The 24,251-nt window shown below is 39.7% G+C and carries 19 protein-coding genes and 1 tRNA gene; 17 read left to right on the forward strand and 3 right to left on the reverse strand.

Annotation, left to right across the window (positions count from 1 at the left end; all coding sequences use genetic code 11):
• Positions 1-114 precede the first annotated feature (114 nt).
• The 10 genes from CSV77_RS16975 to CSV77_RS00130 all read left to right on the forward strand — a co-directional run bounded on the left by CSV77_RS16975 (position 115) and on the right by CSV77_RS00130 (position 14,960).
• On the forward strand, positions 115-264 hold the full coding sequence (locus CSV77_RS16975) for a hypothetical protein (RefSeq protein WP_180960147.1): 150 nt from the start codon (positions 115-117) through the stop codon (positions 262-264).
• A 184-nt stretch (positions 265-448) separates the two neighbouring features.
• Positions 449-521: transfer RNA gene (locus tag CSV77_RS00090), tRNA-Val, on the forward strand.
• A 204-nt stretch (positions 522-725) separates the two neighbouring features.
• The gene (locus CSV77_RS00095; RefSeq protein ID WP_099671871.1) at positions 726-1,619 is read left to right on the forward strand and encodes an RluA family pseudouridine synthase; all 894 of its coding nucleotides are present in this window, start codon (positions 726-728) and stop codon (positions 1,617-1,619) included.
• A gap of 189 nt (positions 1,620-1,808) precedes the next feature.
• Positions 1,809-3,911 (forward strand): heavy metal translocating P-type ATPase, encoded by a 2,103-nt coding sequence (locus CSV77_RS00100; protein ID WP_099671872.1) that lies wholly within the window; start codon positions 1,809-1,811, stop codon positions 3,909-3,911.
• A 99-nt stretch (positions 3,912-4,010) separates the two neighbouring features.
• Positions 4,011-5,399, forward strand: coding sequence for an aldehyde dehydrogenase (locus tag CSV77_RS00105; protein ID WP_099671873.1), 1,389 nt, complete (start codon positions 4,011-4,013; stop codon positions 5,397-5,399).
• Between the two features lie 313 nt (positions 5,400-5,712).
• Complete coding sequence (locus CSV77_RS00110) at positions 5,713-7,203, forward strand: UDP-N-acetylmuramoyl-L-alanyl-D-glutamate--2,6-diaminopimelate ligase (protein WP_099671874.1); 1,491 nt, start codon at positions 5,713-5,715, stop codon at positions 7,201-7,203.
• Positions 7,204-7,317: 114 nt separating this feature from the next.
• Positions 7,318-8,895, forward strand: a complete 1,578-nt coding sequence (locus CSV77_RS00115; RefSeq protein WP_099671875.1) for a peptide chain release factor 3 — start codon at positions 7,318-7,320, stop codon at positions 8,893-8,895.
• Positions 8,896-9,085: 190 nt separating this feature from the next.
• The gene (locus CSV77_RS00120) at positions 9,086-12,247 is read left to right on the forward strand and encodes an efflux RND transporter permease subunit (RefSeq protein WP_099671876.1); all 3,162 of its coding nucleotides are present in this window, start codon (positions 9,086-9,088) and stop codon (positions 12,245-12,247) included.
• A gap of 436 nt (positions 12,248-12,683) precedes the next feature.
• Complete coding sequence (locus tag CSV77_RS00125; RefSeq protein WP_099672226.1) at positions 12,684-13,448, forward strand: TerC family protein; 765 nt, start codon at positions 12,684-12,686, stop codon at positions 13,446-13,448.
• A gap of 162 nt (positions 13,449-13,610) precedes the next feature.
• On the forward strand, positions 13,611-14,960 hold the full coding sequence (locus CSV77_RS00130) for a TrkH family potassium uptake protein (protein WP_099671877.1): 1,350 nt from the start codon (positions 13,611-13,613) through the stop codon (positions 14,958-14,960).
• Positions 14,961-15,009: 49 nt separating this feature from the next.
• Here the strand turns inward: CSV77_RS00130 and CSV77_RS00135 are convergent, their stop codons facing one another.
• The gene (locus CSV77_RS00135) at positions 15,010-16,764 is read right to left on the reverse strand and encodes a B12-binding domain-containing radical SAM protein (protein ID WP_099671878.1); all 1,755 of its coding nucleotides are present in this window, start codon (positions 16,762-16,764) and stop codon (positions 15,010-15,012) included.
• 181 nt (positions 16,765-16,945) lie between these two features.
• On the opposite strand from CSV77_RS00135, the gene CSV77_RS00140 reads away from it, so the two are divergent.
• Positions 16,946-18,319: an ATP-binding protein gene (locus tag CSV77_RS00140; RefSeq protein WP_158231989.1), complete on the forward strand. Its 1,374-nt coding sequence runs from the start codon at positions 16,946-16,948 to the stop codon at positions 18,317-18,319.
• Between the two features lie 69 nt (positions 18,320-18,388).
• Here the strand turns inward: CSV77_RS00140 and CSV77_RS00145 are convergent, their stop codons facing one another.
• Positions 18,389-19,036: a hypothetical protein gene (locus tag CSV77_RS00145; protein WP_099671880.1), complete on the reverse strand. Its 648-nt coding sequence runs from the start codon at positions 19,034-19,036 to the stop codon at positions 18,389-18,391.
• A gap of 21 nt (positions 19,037-19,057) precedes the next feature.
• Positions 19,058-19,288, reverse strand: a complete 231-nt coding sequence (locus CSV77_RS00150; protein WP_099632392.1) for a YkvS family protein — start codon at positions 19,286-19,288, stop codon at positions 19,058-19,060.
• 237 nt (positions 19,289-19,525) lie between these two features.
• On the opposite strand from CSV77_RS00150, the gene CSV77_RS00155 reads away from it, so the two are divergent.
• The 6 genes from CSV77_RS00155 to CSV77_RS00180 all read left to right on the forward strand — a co-directional run bounded on the left by CSV77_RS00155 (position 19,526) and on the right by CSV77_RS00180 (position 24,156).
• On the forward strand, positions 19,526-19,684 hold the full coding sequence (locus CSV77_RS00155; protein WP_099675219.1) for an aspartyl-phosphate phosphatase Spo0E family protein: 159 nt from the start codon (positions 19,526-19,528) through the stop codon (positions 19,682-19,684).
• Between the two features lie 188 nt (positions 19,685-19,872).
• Positions 19,873-20,742 (forward strand): NAD(P)-dependent oxidoreductase, encoded by an 870-nt coding sequence (locus tag CSV77_RS00160; RefSeq protein WP_099671882.1) that lies wholly within the window; start codon positions 19,873-19,875, stop codon positions 20,740-20,742.
• A 154-nt stretch (positions 20,743-20,896) separates the two neighbouring features.
• On the forward strand, positions 20,897-21,127 hold the full coding sequence (locus CSV77_RS00165) for a hypothetical protein (protein ID WP_099671883.1): 231 nt from the start codon (positions 20,897-20,899) through the stop codon (positions 21,125-21,127).
• 136 nt (positions 21,128-21,263) lie between these two features.
• Positions 21,264-21,701, forward strand: a complete 438-nt coding sequence (gene cbpB / locus CSV77_RS00170) for a cyclic-di-AMP-binding protein CbpB (protein WP_099632388.1) — start codon at positions 21,264-21,266, stop codon at positions 21,699-21,701.
• Positions 21,702-21,842: 141 nt separating this feature from the next.
• The gene (locus tag CSV77_RS00175; RefSeq protein WP_199203692.1) at positions 21,843-23,282 is read left to right on the forward strand and encodes an MDR family MFS transporter; all 1,440 of its coding nucleotides are present in this window, start codon (positions 21,843-21,845) and stop codon (positions 23,280-23,282) included.
• Positions 23,269-24,156: a transcriptional regulator CcpC gene (locus CSV77_RS00180; protein WP_099671885.1), complete on the forward strand. Its 888-nt coding sequence runs from the start codon at positions 23,269-23,271 to the stop codon at positions 24,154-24,156. Before CSV77_RS00175 ends, CSV77_RS00180 begins: the two co-directional genes overlap by 14 nt.
• Positions 24,157-24,251 lie beyond the last annotated feature (95 nt).

A 24,251-nucleotide genomic window follows, 5' to 3' on the forward strand; every position in this document is an offset into this window, starting at 1 on the left:
GCAGTTTTACCAACACGAGTTATGTATATACTACATATAAGCGAATCAGTCATAACGAATAAACTATATAGATCGGTACAGAAACCAATCAAATCAAAAAGGAGAGAAAATACTATGAGTACACAAGAAACATGGTGGGAAAACGTTTTTGAAGGGCACTTGGCACATGGTTTCAACAAAGAACGTATGAGTGAGCTGGATCATGAAGAGTTTTTATATTTTGAGAATGAATCAACAGAAGAACAATTAAACCCTATGCAGTAAGGAAATGGAGGAGCGTCTCTAAATAGTCTAATAAACGTCCATAAAAGTCGATAATTTTTCTAATGGTATAGAAAAATTATCGATTTTAATTTCTTTGTTTACAACAAGGAAAGATAATGTTATTATAGTATTTGTGCTTGAGAGCCTAACTAACTCATTTCAACATGCACATCCTAGTATGATCGATTCCGTAGCTCAGCTGGGAGAGCGCCACCTTGACAGGGTGGAGGTCGCTGGTTCGAGCCCAGTCGGAGTCATAGGTGCCAAACCTAAGTTATTTACCGTAGGAACACGGTTTATAACAATAAACAGTCCTATTAGACCGAATGTCTAGGGGCTGTTTTTTTATGTCTAGATTTTTTCACATGTACTGTCAAATGATATTCAAGCGCACCATCCGTCATGCGGTGTATAGTGATAATACGAGCACCTATTTAAATAAGCAGGAGGGCTAACATACAATGAAAAGAAAACAGATTACATCTAATGTACAAAAATATACAGTGGAAGAACAGATAGAGCTCTTGCCGTATTTATTGAAGGTTATGTCAAAAAGCAGTAGAAATTCGGTGAAATCCATTCTTACACGTGGCCAAGTTATGGTGGATGGTCAGATGACAACAAAGCATAATCAGCTATTAGCGCCTGGACAAAAGGTGGAAATACAAAGCAATAAAACGGCTATAAATGTCTCGAAATTAGTCGGTGTATCTATTCTCCATGAAGATGACGATATTATCGTGATCAATAAAGATGCAGGCATTCTTTCTGTAGCTTCTGAAAAAGAAAAAGATCAGACTGCCTATAGAGAAATCACAAAGTATGTGAAGAGGAGTCATCCTGAAAACCGAATTTTTGTTGTGCACCGTCTGGATAGAGATACATCGGGTGTGATGATGTTTGCTAAAAACGAAGAAACCCAGCAAGCGTTGCAAAGTACATGGAATGAATTGGTAAAGGAACGTTTGTATACTGCGCTTGTCGAAGGGAAAGTACGTACACAATCAGGAACTATTTCGTCTTGGTTAACGGAAAATAGTGCATTCAGAGTATATTCAAGCCCAACTGACAATGGAGGACAACATGCCATTACACATTATAGAAGAGTACAAGCGAATAAAAGTTGCTCATTGTTGGAAGTTCTTCTGGAAACCGGCCGAAAAAATCAAATACGTGTGCATATGGAAGAATTGGGTCATCCAGTGATGGGTGACAAAAAGTATGGTGCTACAGGCAACCCTTTGCGTAGAGTGGGACTTCATGCCACAGCTTTGTCATTTATACATCCACGTACAGGGGAATTAGTTCGATTTGAAGCGGAAGTACCGCAAATCTTCATTACGCGCTCAAAATAAATAATGGTTCATTTTGCAGTTCCTTAGGATATCCAAGGAACTGCTTTTTTATGTGATTTCATTCAAATGTATAGTTGAATGGCTAAATTGACAAAATATCTTGAATTGCATATACTAAAATTAATCAATCAAACGGACGGTTGAATGATGAAAAGGTAAAATGAACGAATTTTTGAGAGGACTGGTCACATGGCTTCTGAGAAAAATGTCTATCGCCTACAAAATTTATCGTGCACGAGTTGTGCTGCAAAATTCGAGAAAAATGTCCGGCAGATTGATTCTGTGAAAGATGTGCAGTTGAACTTTGGTGCATCCAAATTAACCGTTGCGGGAGAGGCTTCTATTTTACAATTAGAAGAGGCAGGTGCATTTGACGGTATTAAAGTGTTCCCAGAAAAACAGCGGATCAGTAAACAACATACGCCTTTTTGGAAAAAACGTGAAAATCAAACGACTATTGCTTCGTTAGTTTTGCTACTAGCAGGGTATGCAGTATCTACCGCAAATGGTGATCATAACTGGCTGTCGATCGCTCTGTTTCTCTCTGCCATTATAATCGGTGGATTCAGTTTGATGAAGGAAGGATTAACGAATCTTTTTAAACTTGAATTTGATATGTCTACATTGATGACAATCGCAGTCATTGGGGCTGCACTCATTGGTGACTGGGCAGAAGGTGCGGTCGTAGTGTTCCTCTTCTCTGTCAGTGAAGCATTAGAAAGTTACTCGATTGATAAAGCGAGAAACTCCATTACGTCATTAATAGAGATCGCCCCTACAACTGCAATTGTACTTCGCGGAAATAATGAATTTGAAGTAGATGTAGAGGATTTACGAATTAATGATGTGATTTTGATTAAACCGGGACAAAAGATTGCGATGGATGGTGAAGTGATCCAAGGTGACTCATCCGTTAACCAAGCCGCCATTACAGGTGAGTCTGTGCCCGTACACAAAGTACTTGGAGACGAAGTGTTTGCAGGTACCTTGAATGAGGAAGGTGCAATGCAAGTCCGCGTGACGAAACTAGCTGAAGATACTACGATTGCCAAAATCATTCACTTAGTAGAGGAAGCACAGGCGGAAAAAGCACCGACACAACAATTTGTCGATCGCTTTGCGAGATACTATACGCCAGCTATTTTAGTTATTTCTTTACTGATTATGATCATACCGCCACTTTTAATCGGTGGAGTATGGGGTGAATGGTTCTATAAAGGTCTTGTCGTATTAGTAGTTGGCTGCCCTTGCGCATTAGTCATCTCCACGCCTATTGCGATCGTTACCGCGATTGGGAACGCTGCACGCAATGGTGTATTGATTAAAGGTGGCATTCATTTAGAAGAAACGGGACAAATCAACGTGGTAGCATTTGATAAAACAGGTACGCTGACTGAAGGACGTCCGGAAGTAACAGATGTCGTGTCGGTTTCTTCATTAACAGAAGATCAAATAGTGCAACAAGCAGCTTCTATCGAGAAGTTTTCCCAACATCCATTAGCCTCATCGATTATGCGGGCAGCGGAGAAATTACCGCTTGGATTACTGTCGGTACATCAATTCCAATCCATTACAGGTAAAGGCGCAAAAGCTATGATTGGAGAGCGTGTAGTGCATGTGGGCAGTCCTAATTTATTCCGGGAAATGAACACAGTGGCAAAATCCATTGAACAGCAGATTTTAGCGTTTCAGAAACAAGGTAAAACCGTTATGCTCGTCTGGTCTGAAGCGGGTTTAGAAGGAATAATAGCAGTAGCTGATCAAGTGCGTAAAAGTAGTGTGAAGGTTATCCAGAAGCTTCATGAGATGGGTAAGAAGACGGTGATGCTAACGGGTGATAATCAATCGACCGCTCTAGCAATTGGAGGGCAACTTGGGTTATCGGAAGTCAAAGCAGAATTATTACCCGATCAAAAAGTCGAGATGATTAAATCATTAGGTCAATATGGTAAAGTGGCAATGGTGGGTGACGGAGTGAATGACGCGCCAGCATTAGCTACGGCAAATGTCGGTATTGCAATGGGAGGTGCGGGAACAGATACTGCACTTGAAACGGCAGATATTGCATTGATGGCAGATGACTTGGAGAAACTTCCCTATACGATCAAATTAAGCTCGCGCACGAAACAAATCATTGTACAAAATATCTCGATCGCTCTTGGTTTGAAAGTGCTTGCACTACTTCTCATTATTCCAGGTTGGCTGACATTATGGATGGCGGTCATGGCAGATATGGGTGCGACGGTCATTGTCGTATTAAATTCATTACGACTCATGAAAAGTAAAATATAAAATACGTAGAAACTTCAGTCGAATCAATCGTCTGAAGTTTTTTCTATTGAATAAAATGGTAGACTGATAACAACAACAATCATGAGGAGTGTGGATAATTTGGCAATGACCAGTCTGGAACTTGAAATGATTATGAACAAACAGAAGCAATATTATGTATCAGGAGTAACGCGTAGTATTTCATTTCGAAAAATGATGTTGGAAAAGCTATATAAAGCGATTCAAAAGCACGAGAAAGAAATTTCGGAGGCATTGCATGAAGATCTACACAAACCTCCGCTCGAAGCCTATGTAGCAGAGATAGGCTTTGTGTTATCCAGTATTACACATATGATGGATCACATGGAAGAATGGGCAGCGCCTGAAAAAGTTAAGACACCACTCCATTTACAACCGGCAACGAGCTTTATCGTGAAGGAACCATATGGCACTGTATTGATTATCGGACCCTTTAACTATCCGTTCCAACTGTTGATTGATCCGTTAATAGGCTCGATCGCAACGGGGAATTGTACAGTGTTGAAACCTTCGGAAGATGCGTTGCATACAGCTGCTGTCGTGGACAAAATCATTTCAAGTATATTTCCGTCGGAGTATGTAACCGTTGTGCATGGTCACAAAGAAGAAACACAACTGTTACTTGGCGCACCATTTGATTATGTATTCTTTACCGGAAGTGCAAAAGTAGGAAAAATCGTCATGAAAGCTTGTGCGGAGAGATTGACTCCGTTGACACTAGAATTGGGCGGAAAAAGTCCAGCCGTTGTCGATCATACCGCAGATATCAAAAAAGCGGCAGAGAAGATTGTTTGGGGTAAGTATATGAATGCAGGTCAAACATGTGTAGCACCAGACTATGTATTAGCTGACGTTTCGATTTACGATGAGTTGTTAACTGAAATGAAGAGCGCCATCCAACGTTATTACGGGAAAAATGCACAGAAGAGTGCTGACTACGGTCGCATAATTGCGGATCGTCATTTCGATCGGCTGGCGAAAATATTAGAGCAAGATCAAGCATATATCGTAGAAGGCGGCAAGACAGATGCTGCGGATAAATACATCGAGCCGACAATTTTAGCGCTTTCGGACTGGAATAGCGCAAGTATGCAAGAGGAGTTATTTGGGCCGATCTTGCCTGTTCTTCCGTATGATAATTTAGGTGTGGCCATGCAGCAAATTAGCATGTTACCTAAGCCGCTTGCTGCATACCTTTTCACTGAAAACGATGAGGCAGCCAATCATTTCATCGAAGTATTGCCTTTTGGCGGTGGTTGCATCAATGACACCATTTCACATGTGGCCAACATTCATTTACCGTTTGGCGGAGTAGGACCTTCTGGAATGAATCAATACCATGGAAAAGCAAGTTTTGAAACATTCTCCCATTCGAAATCCATGATGAAAAAGAGTACCGCAGTATCGGTGCCTATAGCATTTCCTCCATATAGAGGGAAATTGTCAGTAGTAAAGCGTTTCATTCGCTAACTGTAAGGAAATTCAAACTATTGAGATGCACTTTGCTGTCTTTTGACCAGCAAAGTGCCTTTGTGATCATCGATGATCTTGTTACAGATCAACATCATTTAAGTAACGGACAATAGGAGTAAATATTTCGGCATGATATAGAAACTTCATGCTATATTCCATGCTGGATGTGAAAAGAAAAGATGCGTATAATAGGAATGATAGATACATTCTATAACACTTCATTTTCCAGAATAAAAAGCCTTTTTGAATTACTATTCGCCTTTTTGTTATACTTACACGAGTTATTCACCAACGTATTGGAGGAAGCCAAATGAACACGAAAGATTTACTATCTGTACTACCTGTAAAAACAATTAAAGGGACATTACCTGAAAATATAACAGACGTAGCGGTCGACTCAAGAGCTGTTCAAGATGGAGGGGTATTTGTTTGTCTAAAAGGTTATACAGTGAATGGTCATCAATTCGTCAAGAGTGCATTGTTAAGTGGCGCACGTGTTATTATCGCATCAGAGCCTATCATAATAGATGAAGACCGTACAGCGGTCGTCTATGTCGAAAACACATCAAAAGCGATTGAACTATTGGCCTCTAAGTACTATCAGTATCCTTCGAAACGTATGAAAATGATCGGTGTTACGGGAACCAATGGAAAAACGAGTGTCGGCAACATCATTCATGACATGCTGCGACAGGCTGAAGAAAGGACAGCTGTTTCTGGTACGATTGGTTTTAAATTAAATGACATCCTCTATGAAACGGAAAATACAACGACTGATGTTTTGACTACTCAGCAGATGATTGCGCAAGCAGCAAATGAAGGTTGCGAATCGATGATCATGGAAGTGTCTTCACACGGATTAGTTGAAGGACGATTGGCAGGAACGGAATTTGATATCGCGATCTTCACTAACTTAACGCATGATCATTTGGATTATCACAAAACGATGGAGAATTACAGTGCAGCGAAAGGTTTACTGTTTGCACAATTGGGTCAGCAACTTGATCAACAAAAGTATGCAATCATCAATGCTGATGATCCATGGAGCAGTAAGATGATCGAAATGACATCATTCCCAATTTACACATACGGTATTCATGTGAAGTCTTCATTCCAAGCAACAGCGATTGAAATGCAGTCGAACTTTACGAAATTCCAATTGCATGCGCCAGATGGAACGTTCCCCGTTACGATGCCGTTGATTGGAGAGTTTAACGTCTATAATTCGTTGGCCGCAATTGCAGCGTTATATGCGAAAGGAATGGCCACAGAAGACATTTTACCGCTACTGGCGAATGTATCGACAGTGAAAGGCCGTCTTGAAAAAGTGGAAACATCTTTACCACTGACCATTTTCATCGATTATGCACATTCGCCGGATGCGATTGAAAAAGCGATCGCTACAGTGCAACCCTTAAAAAAGGAAGGCAACCGTCTATTATTCTTAATAGGAACGGGAGGTAATCGAGATCGTCTTAAGCGCCCAATCATGGGAGAAAAAGCGGCAGCAGCAGATTATGTTGTCTTTACGACAGATGATCCACGAGACGAGCCATATGAGTCGATCTTATCGGAACTTAGTGCCACTATGCCGCATAACCAGTACGCATGTATAGGGGATAGAGAAGAAGCAGTGCGTCATACTATTGAGCAAGCAAATGCGGGAGACATCATTATATTTGCTGGAAAAGGTCACGAAGACTTTCAAATTATCGGCAATACGAAATATGCGCATTCGGATGCAAACATTGCACTTGAAGAAGCAACCAAAAAGTTCGGTGACACACCCATCAATAAGTGAAGTGCAGTTTGAATTTGAGAGTTTATAGTTTTTTAGTCAATTCAATGAAAACCATTGAAATGCATTCCTATTCTCTCTATGATAGAAAACGTAAGCAAAAGGAGAGTACAATGGATGCAAAAAAATAGACATGATGAAATCACATCGCGGCGAACGTTTGCGATTATTTCTCACCCCGATGCCGGTAAAACGACAATTACTGAAAAGTTACTATATTTTGGCGGAGCGATTCGTGATGCTGGTACAGTTAAAGGAAAGAAATCAGGAAAATTCGCTACGTCTGACTGGATGGAAATTGAAAAACAACGTGGAATATCTGTCACTTCTTCCGTTTTACAATTTGACTATGCAGGCAAACGTGTCAATATTTTGGATACACCCGGACACGAAGACTTCAGTGAAGATACGTATAGAACATTAATGGCAGTGGATGCTGCCGTCATGATGGTTGATTCAGCAAAAGGAATCGAGCCACAGACCATTAAATTATTTAAAGTATGTAAAATGCGCGGAATTCCTATCTTCACATTCATTAATAAAATGGATCGCCAAGGTAAAGAGCCTTTGGAGCTAATGGAAGAACTAGAAGAAGTGTTGGAAATCCAATCTTACGCAATGAATTGGCCCATTGGTATGGGGAAAGAGTTCCTAGGCATTTACGATCGTTTCAATGAACGTATAGAGCTAGCGCGTCCGAATGCAGACGAGGAACGTTTCCTTCCAATCGACGAAGACGGCGAGCTTGCAGTAGAACACTCCATGAAAGAGACTTCTTACTATAAGCAAGCACTAGAAGATGTCATGCTATTGAATGAAGCTGGGAACGACTTTGATGAAGAACGTATCGCTAAAGGCGATTTGACACCTGTATTCTTCGGTAGTGCGTTGACTAATTTTGGTGTTCAGACATTTTTAGAAACATTTTTACAATTCGCACCTGAGCCTCAACCTAGGTTAACGAAAGATGCTGAATACGTAGACCCTGAGTCTGAAGTTTTTTCAGGATTTATCTTCAAAATTCAGGCTAACATGAATCCTGCACATCGGGATCGGATTGCATTTGTTCGAATCGTTTCTGGTGAATTTGAGCGTGGCATGACGGTAACGGTTCCGCGTCTTTCTAAAAACTTCAAGTTAACGCAAACGACTCAATTCCTTGCAGATGACCGCGAAACTGTCAATCAGGCAGTAGCAGGCGATATTATTGGGTTATATGACACAGGTAACTACCAAATTGGTGACACGGTCATCAGTGGTAAAGCAAACTTTCAATTTGAGGCGCTTCCACAATTTACTCCCGAGCTTTTTGTTAGAGTAAATGCTAAAAACGTCATGAAATCCAAACAGTTCCACAAAGGAATCTTACAGCTTGTGCAGGAAGGAGCTATTCAGTATTACAAAACATTGCATACGGAAGAAGTCATTCTCGGTGCAGTGGGGCAGCTTCAATTCGAAGTTTTCGAACATCGTATGAGAGCGGAATACCATGTGGAAGTCCAGATGGAGACAATGGGATCCAAAGTAGCGCGCTGGATTGAAAACGAAGAAGATGTAAAAGAGACCATGGCAGGACAGCGTGCATTACTCGTAAAAGATCGATATGATCACAAAGTTTTCTTGTTTGAAAACAGTTTTGCGATGCGTTGGTTCCAAGATAAATACCCGGATATCAAACTGTATAACCAATTATAAATTGTAAAATATATGGCCCGGACGGATTCATTATAATCCGTCCGGGTTATTTGTTAAAAATGTGAATATTTTTTGTGTGTATTCGCTATTATTCGAGCAAATTACGGTGATAATACGCTATTCAGGTGATATGGTGGAAAGATGAAAAGGTTTCTCCAGCTGGAGCGCTGAAAAAGAGAGGAATAGATCAATGAAGATTAGTAGTTTTTCGGTCAAACGACCCGTTTTTACGTTAGTCACTATGTTTCTTGTCATTATTTTAGGTGCAGTATCCTTCTTTAAAATTCCCGTTACCTTAATTCCTGATCTAAATCCGCCGGTAGCGGTAGTGGTTACGAATTATCCGGGTGCTTCACCAACGGAAGTAAGTGAGAAAATCACTAAACCGTTGGAAGAAAGTTTATCGACAGCTCCTGGCTTAAAGTCGATGCAGTCTTCTTCTCGAGAAGGAGCCAACTTAGTATTCTTACAATTTGACTGGGATTCTTCGATTGATGACGTCCAAATGGATATCCTCCAACGGATTGATCAAGTAGAAATGCCTGATGGTGCTAATAAACCACGTTTCATGAAGTTTGATCCCTCTCAATTCCCGGTCATCCAATTATCTTTGCGATCCGTCGATCAAGATACGAATATACGGAAGATTGCAGAAGAGCTAGAGAAAGAATTACGCCGTATTGAAGGTGTAGCCAGTGTCAACGTGTCAGGTAAAATCATTGAAGACGTTCAGGTTATTTTAGATCCTGATAAATTAAAAGAATTTAGTTTAACGCAATCCGATGTCGTGCAAGCAATACAAGCTAGTAATGTATCTATGCCAGGAGATCCGATTGACACGAGTGATGGTAGAAAGTTAACTACAAGAATCTTAAGTACTGTACAAAATATCTCGGATGTACGAGGTATCCAAATAGGCGCTAATCCTCAGACAGGTGACAAAATCAAAGTCTCTGACGTGGCGGATGTTGCTTTGTTGGAGCCGGAAGTACAGACAGAAACACGAGCCAATGATGAGCAAGCTGTATTATTGTCTGTACTTCAAGAATCAGGAGCAAATACTGCAACTGTATCTAAAGAGTTTAAAAAATCATTGGATAAGTTATTGGAGAAAGACGCATACAAGGATATTGAATCTGATGTGATGTTTGACCAAGGGGACTATGTACAGATTGCCATTGGCAATATTGGTCAGTCATTAATTCTTGGTGGTTTGTTCGCTATGCTCGTATTATTTGTTTTCTTACGTGGAATTAAGAGTCCCATCATCATTGGAGTAGCGATTCCATATTCGGTTATTGTAACATTTGTTCTCATGTATTTCGCAGACTTCTCGTTAAATATCATGACACTCGGTGCACTTGCTCTAGGGATCGGGATGTTAGTTGATAATGCCATTGTCGTAATAGAAAATATTGAGCGTCATTTAGCAATGGGGAAAACACCAACAGAAGCAGCGAAAGATGGTTCTAAAGAAGTGGGCGGGGCGATAACCGCGTCTACGTTAACTACTCTAGCTGTTTTTGTACCGATTATTTTCATTACGGGAATCATTGGTCAAATCTTCACGGAGTTCGCATTAACGATTTCATTTAGTTTATTTGCGTCGTTAGTTGTTGCACTGACTGTCGTGCCTATGCTTGCGAGCCGTTTGTTGAAAACACCTGATGAAGAAACACTCGAGAAAAAGAATCGTGTGAAGAAAAATCAGAGATTCGAAAAGTCCGTCGAGTGGGCTTTAGGCCATCGTCTACTCGTGTTACTACTCACAACCGCTTTACTAGTAGGAAGCGTATTCGGAATTCTAAAAGTAGGAACGGAATTCCTGCCTGCTACGGACGAAGGATCTTTCAGCGTCAATGTAAAGTTACCAAATGGTGCTTCACTCGATGCGACAAACGATGTAGTAAAACGAATTGAAGAAGAAATGAAGAAACAAGACGACGTGGAAGTGTATGTCAGTTTAGTCGGCGGAACTCAGCAAAGTATGGCCCAAGGTGGATCAGAAAGCAATATGGCAGAAGTGTATGTAAAACTGATCCCACTAGAAGACCGTGACCGCTCTGTCTTTGAATTTGTAGACAAAGTACAACCAGTCGTAGAAGATGAAATCGGCGATGACGCAGAAATCAGTTTCAACATGCAGACTGCTGCTGGCTCGAGTCCAAACACCTTATCATTCTCCTTACATGATACGAATGAGGAACGGTTAGGAAAAGCGGTATCAAAGCTTGATGAGAAATTGAGTGAAATGGATACTGTAACTGACGTCAAAAATGATTTGGTAGATACGGTAGAGGAAATAAAAATTGAAGTGGATCGTGACAAAGCTTCAGATGTCGGATTGGCTCCATATCAAATAGCGCAAACGGTTAGTGACGTTACGCGAGGTGTCTTTGCTTCACAAATCGTCTTTGAGAAAACAGGCGAAGTAGTTGGAGTGAACGTTAGCTATGATGAACGTTTCCGCAATAGTGTAGATAAGTTAAAGGAATTGGAATTAAAAACACCGCTGGATACGTTTGTTAAATTGAAGGACATAGCGGATGTGGAAATCGCAGAAGGTCCTGCAACGATTGTACGTGTAGATCAAGCACATTCAGTCGCATTTACTGTGAAATATCTATCCAATGAATCATTGGGAGATATGACGAAAAAGGTGAATGATATTGTAGAGGACCTCGATCTACCAAGTGAAGTAGAACTTTCATACGGGGGAGATCGCGAGTTATTTGAAAATGCGATTAACGATATGTTATTGGCGATTATACTGGCAGTGATATTGGTATATATCGTAATGGCTGCACAGTTCGAATCGTTTAAATATCCATTCGTTATCATGTTCTCTGTACCTCTTATGTTAATCGGTGTAGCCTTAGCGTTATTCTTCACGAATACACCAGTTAGTGTAACAGCAGTCATAGGTCTTCTCATATTGGTTGGGATTGTGGTCAACAACGGAATTGTGTTAGTTGATTACATCAATCAGCGTAAAGAGGCAGGACTTAGTTCGTATGATGCCATCATGTCGTCTGTACGTGACCGTGTGCGTCCAATCCTCATGACAGCCCTCACAACTATATTGGGCTTACTACCGTTAGCGCTAGGCCTCGGTGAAGGTTCGGAGTTGAACCAACCGATGGGGATTGCAGTAATTGGCGGATTGATCAGTTCCACGTTCTTGACATTGTATATTGTTCCCATCATTTACAGTTTGTTGGACCGGGAGACGCGTCGAGGTAGGAATACGCCGAAGAGAGAACACGCTGTAACGGAAGATCAGCCTGTTAAGATAACGGAAACTGTAACCGTGACAGTAACGGAAACTGTAACGGTTAGAGAAACCAAATAATGCATACTGCCGGCAAATGGAACTTTTCGTTTGTCGGCTTTTTTTATTATATTGAATAAATCATGTCAAGGAAAAGTATAGTGGTAGGAGTAAACTATACAATGGACAGTACCCACGCGATACGCTTACATGTACATCAAAATAGTTATGCATACTAAATTGAATAGCTCTACAGGCATCGCCTAAATCATTTGCAAATCAAAGTTATCATGTTATAATACTTTAAAAGTATCCGATAACTTAATAACTTTTGACGCAATGTCAAGGGGGAGTAGCTATAGGGAAACCTATTTCATAATCGTCAATACGTGACCGCCACAATGGTCATCGGTTATGATAGCTGGATTTTGAACGTAAAATTCCAACTTAGCGAGACCTTTGCCTAATTATTAGGTGAGGGTCTTTTTTATTTTGTAGAAAATAAGGAGGCATTATGTTGGATCCGATTTTATTAGAATATGCATGGGTACTCCTAGTATTAATTGTACTTGAAGGCCTATTAGCAACAGACAACGCGGTAGTAATGGCAGTAATGGTAAAACACTTACCGAAACTCCAACAAAAGAAAGCATTATTTTATGGTTTGCTAGGGGCATTCGTCTTTAGATTCACTGCACTATTTATGATTACGTTTTTAGTGAAGTTCTGGGAGATACAAGCAATCGGTGCCATTTACTTATTGTTTATATCCGGTAAAAATATATACGATAAAGTGACCCATAAGCCAGAAGGGCATCCGAATAAGAAACCTAAAAAACAATCCGGTTTCTGGATGACTGTGTTGAAAGTGGAACTGGCAGATATTGCGTTCGCTTTGGACTCTATGCTTGCGGCTGTTGCGCTTGCCGTAACATTGCCTGAGTTAGGTGACTTCCATATCGGTGGCATTAATGGTGGGCAGTTCGCTGTGATGTTGCTAGGTGGTATGATTGGTTTAGTCATGATTCGATTTGCAGCGAAACAATTTGTGGTAATGCTTGAAAAGTATCCAACCTTGGAAACTGCAGCATTCTTAATTGTCGGATGGGTAGGTGTAAAGCTAGTTGTATTAACGCTGGCACACCCTGCGCTTCTCATCATTCCAGAAGCATTCCCACACTCTACAATGTGGAAAACAACATTCTGGGTTGTGTTATTAATCTTAGCTATCGGCGGATATCTACTGGCCGTTGCCAAATCAAAAGTGAAAGCTAACAGATAATACGAAAGCAGTCTCTTCCGTTGAACGGAAGAGACTGCTTTTTTGTTGCCTCAGTTTAGAAGTGTATAAAGAGTGTAATGTTCTATATATAGCTATCTTTTCATTAAGGGATTTGATAAAGTAGGAAAATGAAGTTTCCGTTATGAAAGGAATTTGAAAAAGATGAGGCTTTCCAGGGAAGTTTTTCATAAGTTTACGCCAGCACAGATTATCGCCTTCTACTACTTTTTGGCAATTGCATCTTCTTTTGTCTTGTTAAACTTGCCGGGTGTCTATAAACCGGGCGTGAAGGTGGCCTTTATAGATAGTTTATTTACGGCTGTGAGCGCCGTGAGCGTAACGGGCTTGTCTTCTATTAGTATCGGAGAAACGTACTCTGTATTTGGTATTTGCATGATCATGCTCGTCCTTCAGCTCGGTGGTATTGGCATCATGTCATTAGGAACATTTTTCTGGCTACTTGTAAAGAAAAGAATTGGCATGAGAGAGCGGCAACTGATTATGGTGGACACGAATCAGTACACATTACAAGGTGTCGTTCAATTAATACGTCAAATCATCCAAATTATCGTAGCCATTGAGATTATTGGCGGTGGTATTTTAACATTATATATTTATCGTTCTTACAATTCATTTAGTGAAGCGTTGTTGAATGGCATGTTCATGGCGGTGTCTGCAACTACGAATGCGGGTTTTGACATTACGGGTTCATCGATGATACCGTATCATGATGATTACTTCGTGCAACTTATACTAATGATATTAATTATTTTAGGTGCTATTGGCTTTCCGGTTCTGATTGAAGTGAAGAGCTTCTTTTCGAAAAAAGTGCCGCATTTTCGCTTCTCCCTTTTCACTAAGATTACGACCGCGACATTCGGTATTCTGTTACTCGCAGGTACATTCACTATTTGGGTGTTGGAATCATTGAATTCATTTAAAGGAATGAGCTGGCATCAGCAATTTTTCACGGCGTTATTCCATTCAGTTTCTGCACGATCGGCGGGTCTTGTGACGTATGACGTAACGCAATTTAGTGAAGCAACAGATATTTTTGTCAGTGCGCTCATGTTCATTGGTGCTTCGCCCAGTTCAGTAGGTGGCGGTATCCGCACGACGACCTTTGCTATTGCGCTATTATTTCTCATTAACTTTGCGAAGGGGAATGACGTTATACACGTTTTTAAACGCCAAATTAAACTAATTGACGTATTCCGATCGTATGCAGTCATCCTCGTAGCGTGCTTTATGGTGTTGGCGGCATTATTGTTGCTATTACTTACGGAGCCTGGAATACCTGTAATCCCGTTGTTATTTGAAATCACATCCGCTTTCGGAACGTGTGGCATGTCACTTGGTATTACAAGTGATTTATCAGTGTTCGGTAAAGTGATTATTATGGTGCTAATGTTTATCGGTCGAGTAGGTTTGATATCGTTCATCTATACGATAGGTGGCAAATCGAATAAAACGCCTTATCATTACCCAAAAGAGCGTGTAATTATTGGTTAATAGGAAATATAAAACCGCAGCAAGCGAATTTTCGCATGCTGCGGTTTTATTATAGATAAACGGTGTCTAGTGCTTGTTCAGACAGATGGTAGTGCTGTGCTTCTTTACCTGGTGTGTATTGGACAATCAGATAACCGGGATCTTTTATTACGGATAGATCTTCTTTTAATTTAGCAGAGGTCTTTGTGATGAAAACTTGCTTTCGAATCGTTCTTTCAGTGTAATCCATTGACTCAAACGTATCACCAAGCAAATGTGGGGAACGTAAGAGTAATTGATAGACCTCTTTTAACTCTTCTTCAGGCACACCAGAATTCCACCAGATCTTTCTTGGCAAAAACTTTTGATGAAGTAAATAGTCCATCTTCAATAGACTTTCTGCTATAGAAGTATCGATTTTCAATACTTCTTTTAGGAAGCGTTCCAAGCGAGTGAATAAGTCTTCGAACTGATGACCGATTCGTGACCAACCTTGCTTCTCCCAAAATGCTCCGAATAATTGGAAGAAGTCAAATGGTGTATCGACCAATTCTGTGACAATATACTCCATAGAGTGTATGAATCGACCTGAATTCCAATATTTCTCGAGAATGTCTTCTGTTTGCTTAATCTTCAGCATATCATCAAAGGACAGGACATTATTTGATACAATTTCATAAGGGGCGGTGTCGATGTAACGATAACCATATTGCTCTGCCTGGATACGTAAACCGGTTCCGCGTAGTAGCTTCAAAAAGCCTAACTGTAATTCTTCAGGTCGTAAAGCAAACACTTCGTTGAACGTATCACGGAAAGATGCATAATCTTCTTCAGGCAGTCCAGCAATCAAATCAAGGTGCTGAGCAATTTTTCCGCCTTCTTTTACCATAGTGACCGTTCGCGATAACTTAGTGAAATTTTGTCTTCTTTTAACCAATTCATTGGTTAGGTCATTGGTAGATTGGACACCAATTTCAAATCTAAACAGGCCTTTGGGTGCATTGTCATTTAAAAACTGAATCACTTCTGGTCGCATGATATCACCGGTGATCTCGAATTGAAAGACGGTTCCAGGCAAATGTTCATCTATAAGAAACTGGAACATTTCCATTGCATAACTTCTACTAATATTGAATGTACGGTCGACAAATTTAATCGTTTTTGCGCCATGTTGCATCAAGTAGCGAATGTCTTCTTTTATGGCCTCTCGATTAAAGTATCGAACACCCACTTCGATTGAAGAAAGGCAGAATTGACAAGAGAATGGACAGCCGCGACTTGTTTCGATATACATTACACGATTTGTGAGATGTGGAATATCCTCCGGAAAACGAAAAGGGGAGGGCAGTTCCCGAAGATTCAATTTAGGACCTGGAGCTGTAATCTTTAATTTTCCTTCTGTACGATAGGCAATACCCTGTACAGAAGAGAGATCAGTTTGTCCATCGACTGCTCGAAGTATATCCTTAAACGTCTTTTCGCCTTCTCCTATCGCAATAATATCAATTTCCGGTACTCTTTTTAACCACTGATCATAGTCATACGTTACTTCAGGTCCACCACAAACTATAACGGTTTTAGGACTTGTCAGTTTCAGCATACGAATTACTTTTATAGTTTCTTCTATATTCCAAATATATACGCTAAAACCTACGACGTCTGGAGAATGTTGATATAGCTCCGAAACGATAGAGAGCGTAGGATCATGTATAGTAAATTCGGCCAGTTCACAATGAAATTCAGGTGCTGCATAAGCTTTCAAATAGCGAATTGCAATATTGGTATGTATATATTTAGCGTTTAATGTAGATAAAATGATGCTCATGACAAAACTCCTAATCTCAAAATAATATAAGTAGTTGAAAATAACAAAATAGACTATAAGCCTATGTGAACAAGTACGTCAATATGGCATAATAAGAATCAATCAGAATTTACTTCCAAACGAGAAAAAACATTACAAGTAAGTAATTGATAGTTGCTATTTTATGGGGGGGACTGCTACAGTGTCAAAAACACTAGATATCAATCGTTATCTAGAAAGTTCACTTTTTAAAATCGTCTTAGATGAAGAGGGCGATATACTTAATATGACGGAAGCTGTTAAATTACTCATGCCTAAAGATTTCATACCACACCATATATCTGAAATATTTGATCATAGTTTGTTGGAACAAATAGAGAAGCGTTTGTTTCTGTTGAAAACAGAAACGACAGCCGATCAAACTGTATTGACTGGTCATCTAATTATGCCGAATAACAATCGTGAACCCTGTTATATTATATACCAACAATATAACGGTAGGGCGCTTTTAACAATAAAAATAGGTGAACAAAATCATAAATTGCATCAACTTTATGAAAGTGCCTATTTAACGGCGACTATACCAATGGCGCTAGTGAATGAATCGGGGTATATCGTTTCAACCAATGATTTATTTTCAGAAATATTCCCAGATCAAAATTCTAGTGAACTGTTACATCTACAAGATCTTTTTAATTTAATGGTTCCAACCTCTTCTTTTTCTTTTGAAGAATATATTTTAAAAGCTCTAACACAAGGATCTTCGACAGTGAAAATGTCTTACACATTTAAGGAAATACAGCGTTACCAAGACGTTAGTTTGAAACTGGATTGTAAAACACAAATGTTCATTTTACGAATTGTAGATATTACTGAACAAGAACGTCTATTTGAGCAACTAGCGCACTCCGATCAATTAAGCACAACTGGAGAAATTGCTGCAAGCATTGCACATGAAGTACGCAATCCGATGACAACATTACAAGGGTTTCTTCAACTACTGGAACACGAAGTAACTGGAAATGCACAAATGTATGTAAACGTAATTCAAGATGAAGTCAAACGTATGAACGAAATATTGAACGAAATGCTCGCACTATCAAAACCAACTGTTGACGAAATCACTGTATTTTCATTATCCGTTTTAATAGAAGACGTACTTATATTGCTTCGCCCTAAAGCATTGTTGGATCAAATTCATTTAGTAAATGAATTTAATGCTACCGGGTCATTATTAATTAAGGCCAATCCTAACCGTATTAAACAAGTATTCATTAATCTTCTTAAAAATGCAATGGAAGCGATGAGTACAAATGATACGTTGTCTGTCTTGATAAGCGAAGGTGATCAGCAGAATGTAGATATCTTTATATCCGACACAGGGAGTGGAATGGAAAAAGAGATGCTTGAAAATTTATTCTTGCCATTTATTACAAACAAACCGGGAGGAACCGGTTTAGGACTTCCATTTGTTAAGAAAACCGTTCAAGAGTATGGTGGATCTATATCCGTTACTAGTGAGATCGGCAAAGGCACGGTTTTCCATTTATCATTTCCACAAATTTTCGTATCGTGATCAGAATGATTGAAAGTCCATATAAAAGAGGCCAATCCTATAAGGATAGGCCTTTTCTATATGGGTATATCACTTGATTGTAGCTGCCATATTCTTAAAGTCTGTTACATGTTCGTTGTCTTCTTGAGCGTAAATGCTTACACGAATTAACTTGTCTTCACGTTCGATGACATAGCCTGTAAAATAACCTTCAGGAGAATCAACTACTGCTCCTTTAACAGACAGGATATCATCAGCTTGTGGAAGATCTGTTTGCTCTGTTATCTCAACAGGTGTTCCACTGTTACTTGAAGCCGTCAACAATTCTTCCATATTTTCATAGAGTTCATCAAAAGTATAGGATTCCTCATCTTTAGGCATAGTTTCGATTCGCATGAATATTTCGCCGTCTTCTTCCAGATATAGACTATCTCTGCCTGGTTCTTCACTTGTAAGTTTATATCCAGGGAGTACCTTCATCGAGTAATCTTGTTCATCGCTTGTTGTTTCCACAGCATTTTTCATTGCATTGTCGTCTGTTCCTACTTCAGTGTCTGTTTCATTTTCTGCTTCATTCTCGGAAGAAGTGCTATCTTCCACATCCGTTACGGGAGCAGCAGGTTCTTCGATAGCATTACCTGTTGTATCCTTTTCCGGATCTGCATCAGATGTTCCGCATGCAGCAAGCATGATAGTGGCCGTCAGTGAAGTGAAAATAATACGCCATTTGTTGTTCATATGGTACCACTCCTTCTTATACTATTCTATTCTATTGGACGGATCACAGCGAGGAATGTTTCCTTCTTGCGAACTACTACTCAAAATGATATAACGTTTATGATTGATGACTGTTTTCTCCTGCATGACCGATTCATCGAAGTCTTTCATATACGTTAAGTCTACAATTACAGAGTTTTCGTTCACTTTTTCCACAATTCCTTGTAAGCCTTCCTTGAATTCTATAATATCACCTATTTCTGCAATCGTCATTCTAACCATCCTTTCTTCAATCATCATGTACTTTAAGCGAAACAATGAATCATACTATTGGGAATTCCTTTATAGTTTGCCCTATAATCTTTAAAACGTAAAGTCTTATTTTAAAAAATCAGGCAAATATACATATATAACTATTGTCACAAAATGTCGACAATCTTTCGGTTTAATAAAATTAAGTTGTTGGTATATTAAATAATAGAGTAATTATAAATGGAAGGTGTGCAACTAGTGCATAAATGCAATGTAGAAATTGAACGTGTGAGAAAACAACTAATCCAAGTCGCAGAAAAATATGGTATGAACGCTGAGAACACCATTGAACTTAGTCGTAAATTAGATGTATTGATTAATGAATTCAACGAGAAAAAAGAAACACAATCACCTTGAATTAATACCAAATTGAATGTTTAACTTAAAATAAAAGTGGGAACAATATAAATGAACACAGCAACATTCTCATTTCCCCCTTTTGTGGACCAATCTTGTATTGGTCCTCTTTTTTATGTCTGCCCAATTGTAAAAATATTTGAACTTCTGTACGATGGACATAAACATATATCATGAGGAGTGGGAATATGCAAAAAGAAAAAATTTCATTTATTGGTACAGGTGTGATGGGTTCTAGCATTATTAAGCATTTGCTTAACGCATCTTATGAAGTAACCGTATACACTAGAACGAAAACAAAGGCCGAACCATTGATGGCTTTAGGAGCTAAATGGGCTGATCACGTGGCTGAAGCTATTAAAGATGTGGACATTATTTTCACGATGATTGGCATGCCAGCCGACGTGGAGGACGTGTATTTTTCCCGTCAAGGTATATTTGCAAACAGTCGCCCTTCTCAGACTGTAGTGGATATGACAACTTCAAGTCCAGAGCTAGCCGTTGCCATTGCAGAAAAGGCTGCATCACTACAAATAAATGCACTTGATGCACCTGTATCTGGTGGAGATATAGGCGCTCGAAATGGCACACTTTCTATCATGTGTGGGGGTCAAAAAGATTTATTTGAAAAGCTGTTACCAGTTATGTCTGTTTTCGGCAAACAAATTGTCTATCAGGGACAAGCGGGAGCTGGGCAACACGCCAAAATGTGTAATCAAATTACTGTCGCTGGAAATATGATAGGAGCATGCGAAGCGATTGCATACGCTATGAAGTCAGGTCTTGATCCGGACACCATGTTACAATCCGTCACTTCGGGTGCAGCGAATTCCTTTAGTTTATCGGATCTGGGTCCCCGAATTATTAACGAGAATTATGAACCAGGATTTTATGTAAAACATTTTGTAAAGGATTTAAATATTGCCTTACAGGAAACAGAAAGACTGAACCTGAAATTGCCGGGATTGCAGCTAGCTCGCGATATGTATACGGAATTACTCGCAAAAGGTTATGGGGAAAAAGGAACACAAGTTTTGATTAAAAAGTATATAGAGTGAAATATAAGCAAATCATAGGAGCTTCTTTATATATGTCGTCTTAAGAATCCAAACGAACAAATTGCGAATGATTTATTGAATGTTAAGTATGCATACTTACTCACTTATTGCACATGCTCATTCATATAGTATGTGCGAAAAGGAGGGAGTTATGATGTGGGATATTTGGTTGTGGCCTATGGTGTTTGTAACCGTCATTATGCTAGGGATCGGAATAGCTGGGGTAGGAAAAATGAGTCGTGCATTCCAGTTAAATGAAAAGGATCGTATACCGAATGTTGTAGCGAAGCATCCATTTACAATGAATCCCTTACTGTGGATTATCATTGTCGCTTCAGTTTTTATCTTTATCATCATTTTTTATTACTGGGCCTCTTTCTATTAAAGAAAGAGGTTTTTTGTTTTGTGAATCCGCTTTCTTTTGAGGTGAGAGATGGATTTTTGTGGTATGATGGATGGGAAGCAGTGAACGGACTTTTAGGTAAATGTATGTAGATGAAGAACAGAAGGAGCGATCACCTATGGTTTCTATAAACAATAAAGATTTTCTTACCGCACCCATCGTAGACCAAATTATTTCTTCGGAAAAAGTTGCTCACGTGCAAATTGGCAATAACGCAGAGCATGCGCTACTTGTTTTGACGAAGACTGGCTATTCCGCGATCCCTGTACTGGATAATCAGTATCATTTGAAAGGGCTCCTTGGGATTGGGATGATTACAGATTCCATTTTGGGCATGGAACGTATTGAATATGAGAGATTAGAAGATATAAAAGTAGATGAAATTATGGATACAAATCTACCAACGATTCGTGTCAATGACCGTTTTCAACGTGCTGTCGATCTATTGATTGATCATCCATTTCTCTGTGTTACAGAAGAGGATGGAACATTTGCAGGTATTATTACACGACGTGTGATTATGAAAGAGTTTAAAAAATATATTTACAATGTATAATGTATGGATGTGGATAAAACAGTGAAGCGAATATATCGGTAAAATATAAAAGGGCTCCGATAAAGGGGTCTTTTTCTAATAGATGGAGTTGAAATAGCTGTGCGTAAAGAAACTAATCGGCCCTTTGTACTTGCTGCTGTTATGCTCGCTATGTTTGTGGGAGCAGTTGAAGCGACTATTGTTACCACTGCCATGCCGACGATCGCTTCCGAATTAGGTGGATTTTCACGATATAGTTGGATATTCTCATCTTATTTATTAATGAGTACCGTGACGGTCTTGATTTATGGAAAGTTAGCCGATTTATTTGGTCGAAAACCGATTTTTTTTATGGGCTTAACCATTTTTTTAATTGGTTCCATACTTTGTGGATTTGCTACCACAATGGAGCAATTAATTGTCTATCGTCTCATACAAGGTTTGGGAGCAGGAGCTGTTATGCCAATTGCGACTACAATTATTGGCGATATTTATTCAACGGAAGAACGTGCGAAAATACAGGGGTATTTGTCGAGTGTGTGGGGCGTTTCTGCAGTTTCGGGCCCTGTCATTGGCGGATTGCTTGTACAGTACGTAAGCTGGCAATATATATTTTGGGTGAACGTACCGCTCGGACTACTTTCAATGGGTGTCATTTATTTCTTTTTATATGAACCAAAAGAAACACAAAAAGCTTCTGTAGATTACAAAGGTGCTTTTTTTCTAACATCTGCTTTGGCGACCATCTTAATCTGGCTAGTAGAGGGAGGTCAAGGATTTGGACGTCTTTCAGCTTTCGGTATAGCATTGATCGTAGTTTCAGGGATTTCATTTTGGTTATTTTTTAGACAAGAAAAGTTGGCGAAAGATCCACTTATTTCTTTTGGTATATGGAAAAACCCCGTTATTTTATATGCGAATCTCGTCTCGTTGACTACTGGAGTTATTTTAATAGGGGTTTCTTCTTATTTACCTACCTACGTATCTGGAGTCATGGAACAACCAGCAATCATAGCAGGTTTCACATTAACTGCCATGTCAATTGGTTGGCCTTTAGCTTCCTCGTTGGCAGGGCACTTACTCATACGATTCGGTCCATTTCTCGTATCGTTTGCAGGTGGTGTGTCCCTTGTGATTGGCACCATGATGTTTGTCTTCATGAACGCGACGCTAGGGCCGGTATGGGCGGGGTGTTCAAGTTTCTTCATAGGTGTCGGAATGGGGCTGACCAATACATCCTTTATTGTGACGATTCAAGGAGCTGTGCCGCGCGCACAAAGAGGTTCGGCTACCGCAGCTAATATGTTCATGAAGAATTTTGGCAATACGATTGGTGCTGCTGTGTTTGGTGCCATTTTGAACGCTACACTCATTACCTATTTTGCCAAAGAAAAATTGCCCTACACGATTGATAATGTAAATACATTGTTAACCAAAGATGGTCGTTCGATGATTGCATCACAAGAGCTAATCAGTTTACAAAATGGTTTGGATAGTTCGTTGCACGGGGTGTATATTGCGATTGCCGTATTTGCAGTCATCAGCTTATTGTTGATTTTACGAATTCCACGAGGGAAGGTGCAAGATCATGTCAACAATTGAGTTGGATATCATCAAAGCTTTGGCTGAAGAAGGTAATATGCGCAAAGCGTCAGAGCGCCTTCATTTGTCTCAGCCTGCTTTGTCACAGCGCCTCCAGACGATTGAAAAAGAATGGGGCATGCAGTTGTTCATACGTTCGCAAAAAGGCTTGGAACCGACACCAGCAGGCGAACACGTCATCAGCTATGCGAAGGAAGCATTGGCGAAGAAAGATGAGACGATGGAATTGATTGCCTCACTCGAAGATAAAGTACATGGAACATTGAAGATTGCTTGTGCCTCTATAATCGGTCAAACTTGGTTGCCCCAAGTATTGAAAGACTATGTAGCACTTTACCCCGACGCTAAAATTTCATTGATGACAGGATGGAGTTCAGAAATTTCCAAAGCATTGTATGAAGGGGAAGCGCATATTGGTATTGTTAGAGGGCAAACAGACTGGAAAAGTAATCGCGTCTATTTATTTCGTGATCAGCTCTATCTAGTAGATTCTGAAATCTCTACAATTGATGAATTAAAAGACACCAACCGTCACTTCATTCAGTATAAAAGTGATTCAAACTATTACATGGAAATCCAGCGCTGGTGGAATAAGCACTTCAATCAAAATCCAAGCCGTCAAATCGTAGTGGATCAAATTGAAATGTGTAAGCAACTCGCGTTGAAAGGTATAGGTTATGCTATATTGCCTTCTATCACATTGTCAGGCGATGAAAAAGTCAATCTGATCCCGTTGCTCAATAGCGAAGAAGAGTTTGAGCTGACACGTGATACATGGCTGATTGGCTATAGTTCTACTTTTGAATTGAAGCAAGTGAAGGCATTTGTAGATATCGTGCAGGAATATGCAGAGTTATTAAGAAAAGGTAAATAAAAAGAGGCGGGGACAAAACCTCAAGAGGTATGAAGGAGAAGACACCTTCATATCTTTTTTAATTCACTGAAACTTATTTGTAAAGTTTAATTAGT

This window comes from Sporosarcina sp. P16b (assembly GCF_002743065.1).
In the GTDB taxonomy this organism is placed as follows: domain Bacteria; phylum Bacillota; class Bacilli; order Bacillales_A; family Planococcaceae; genus Sporosarcina.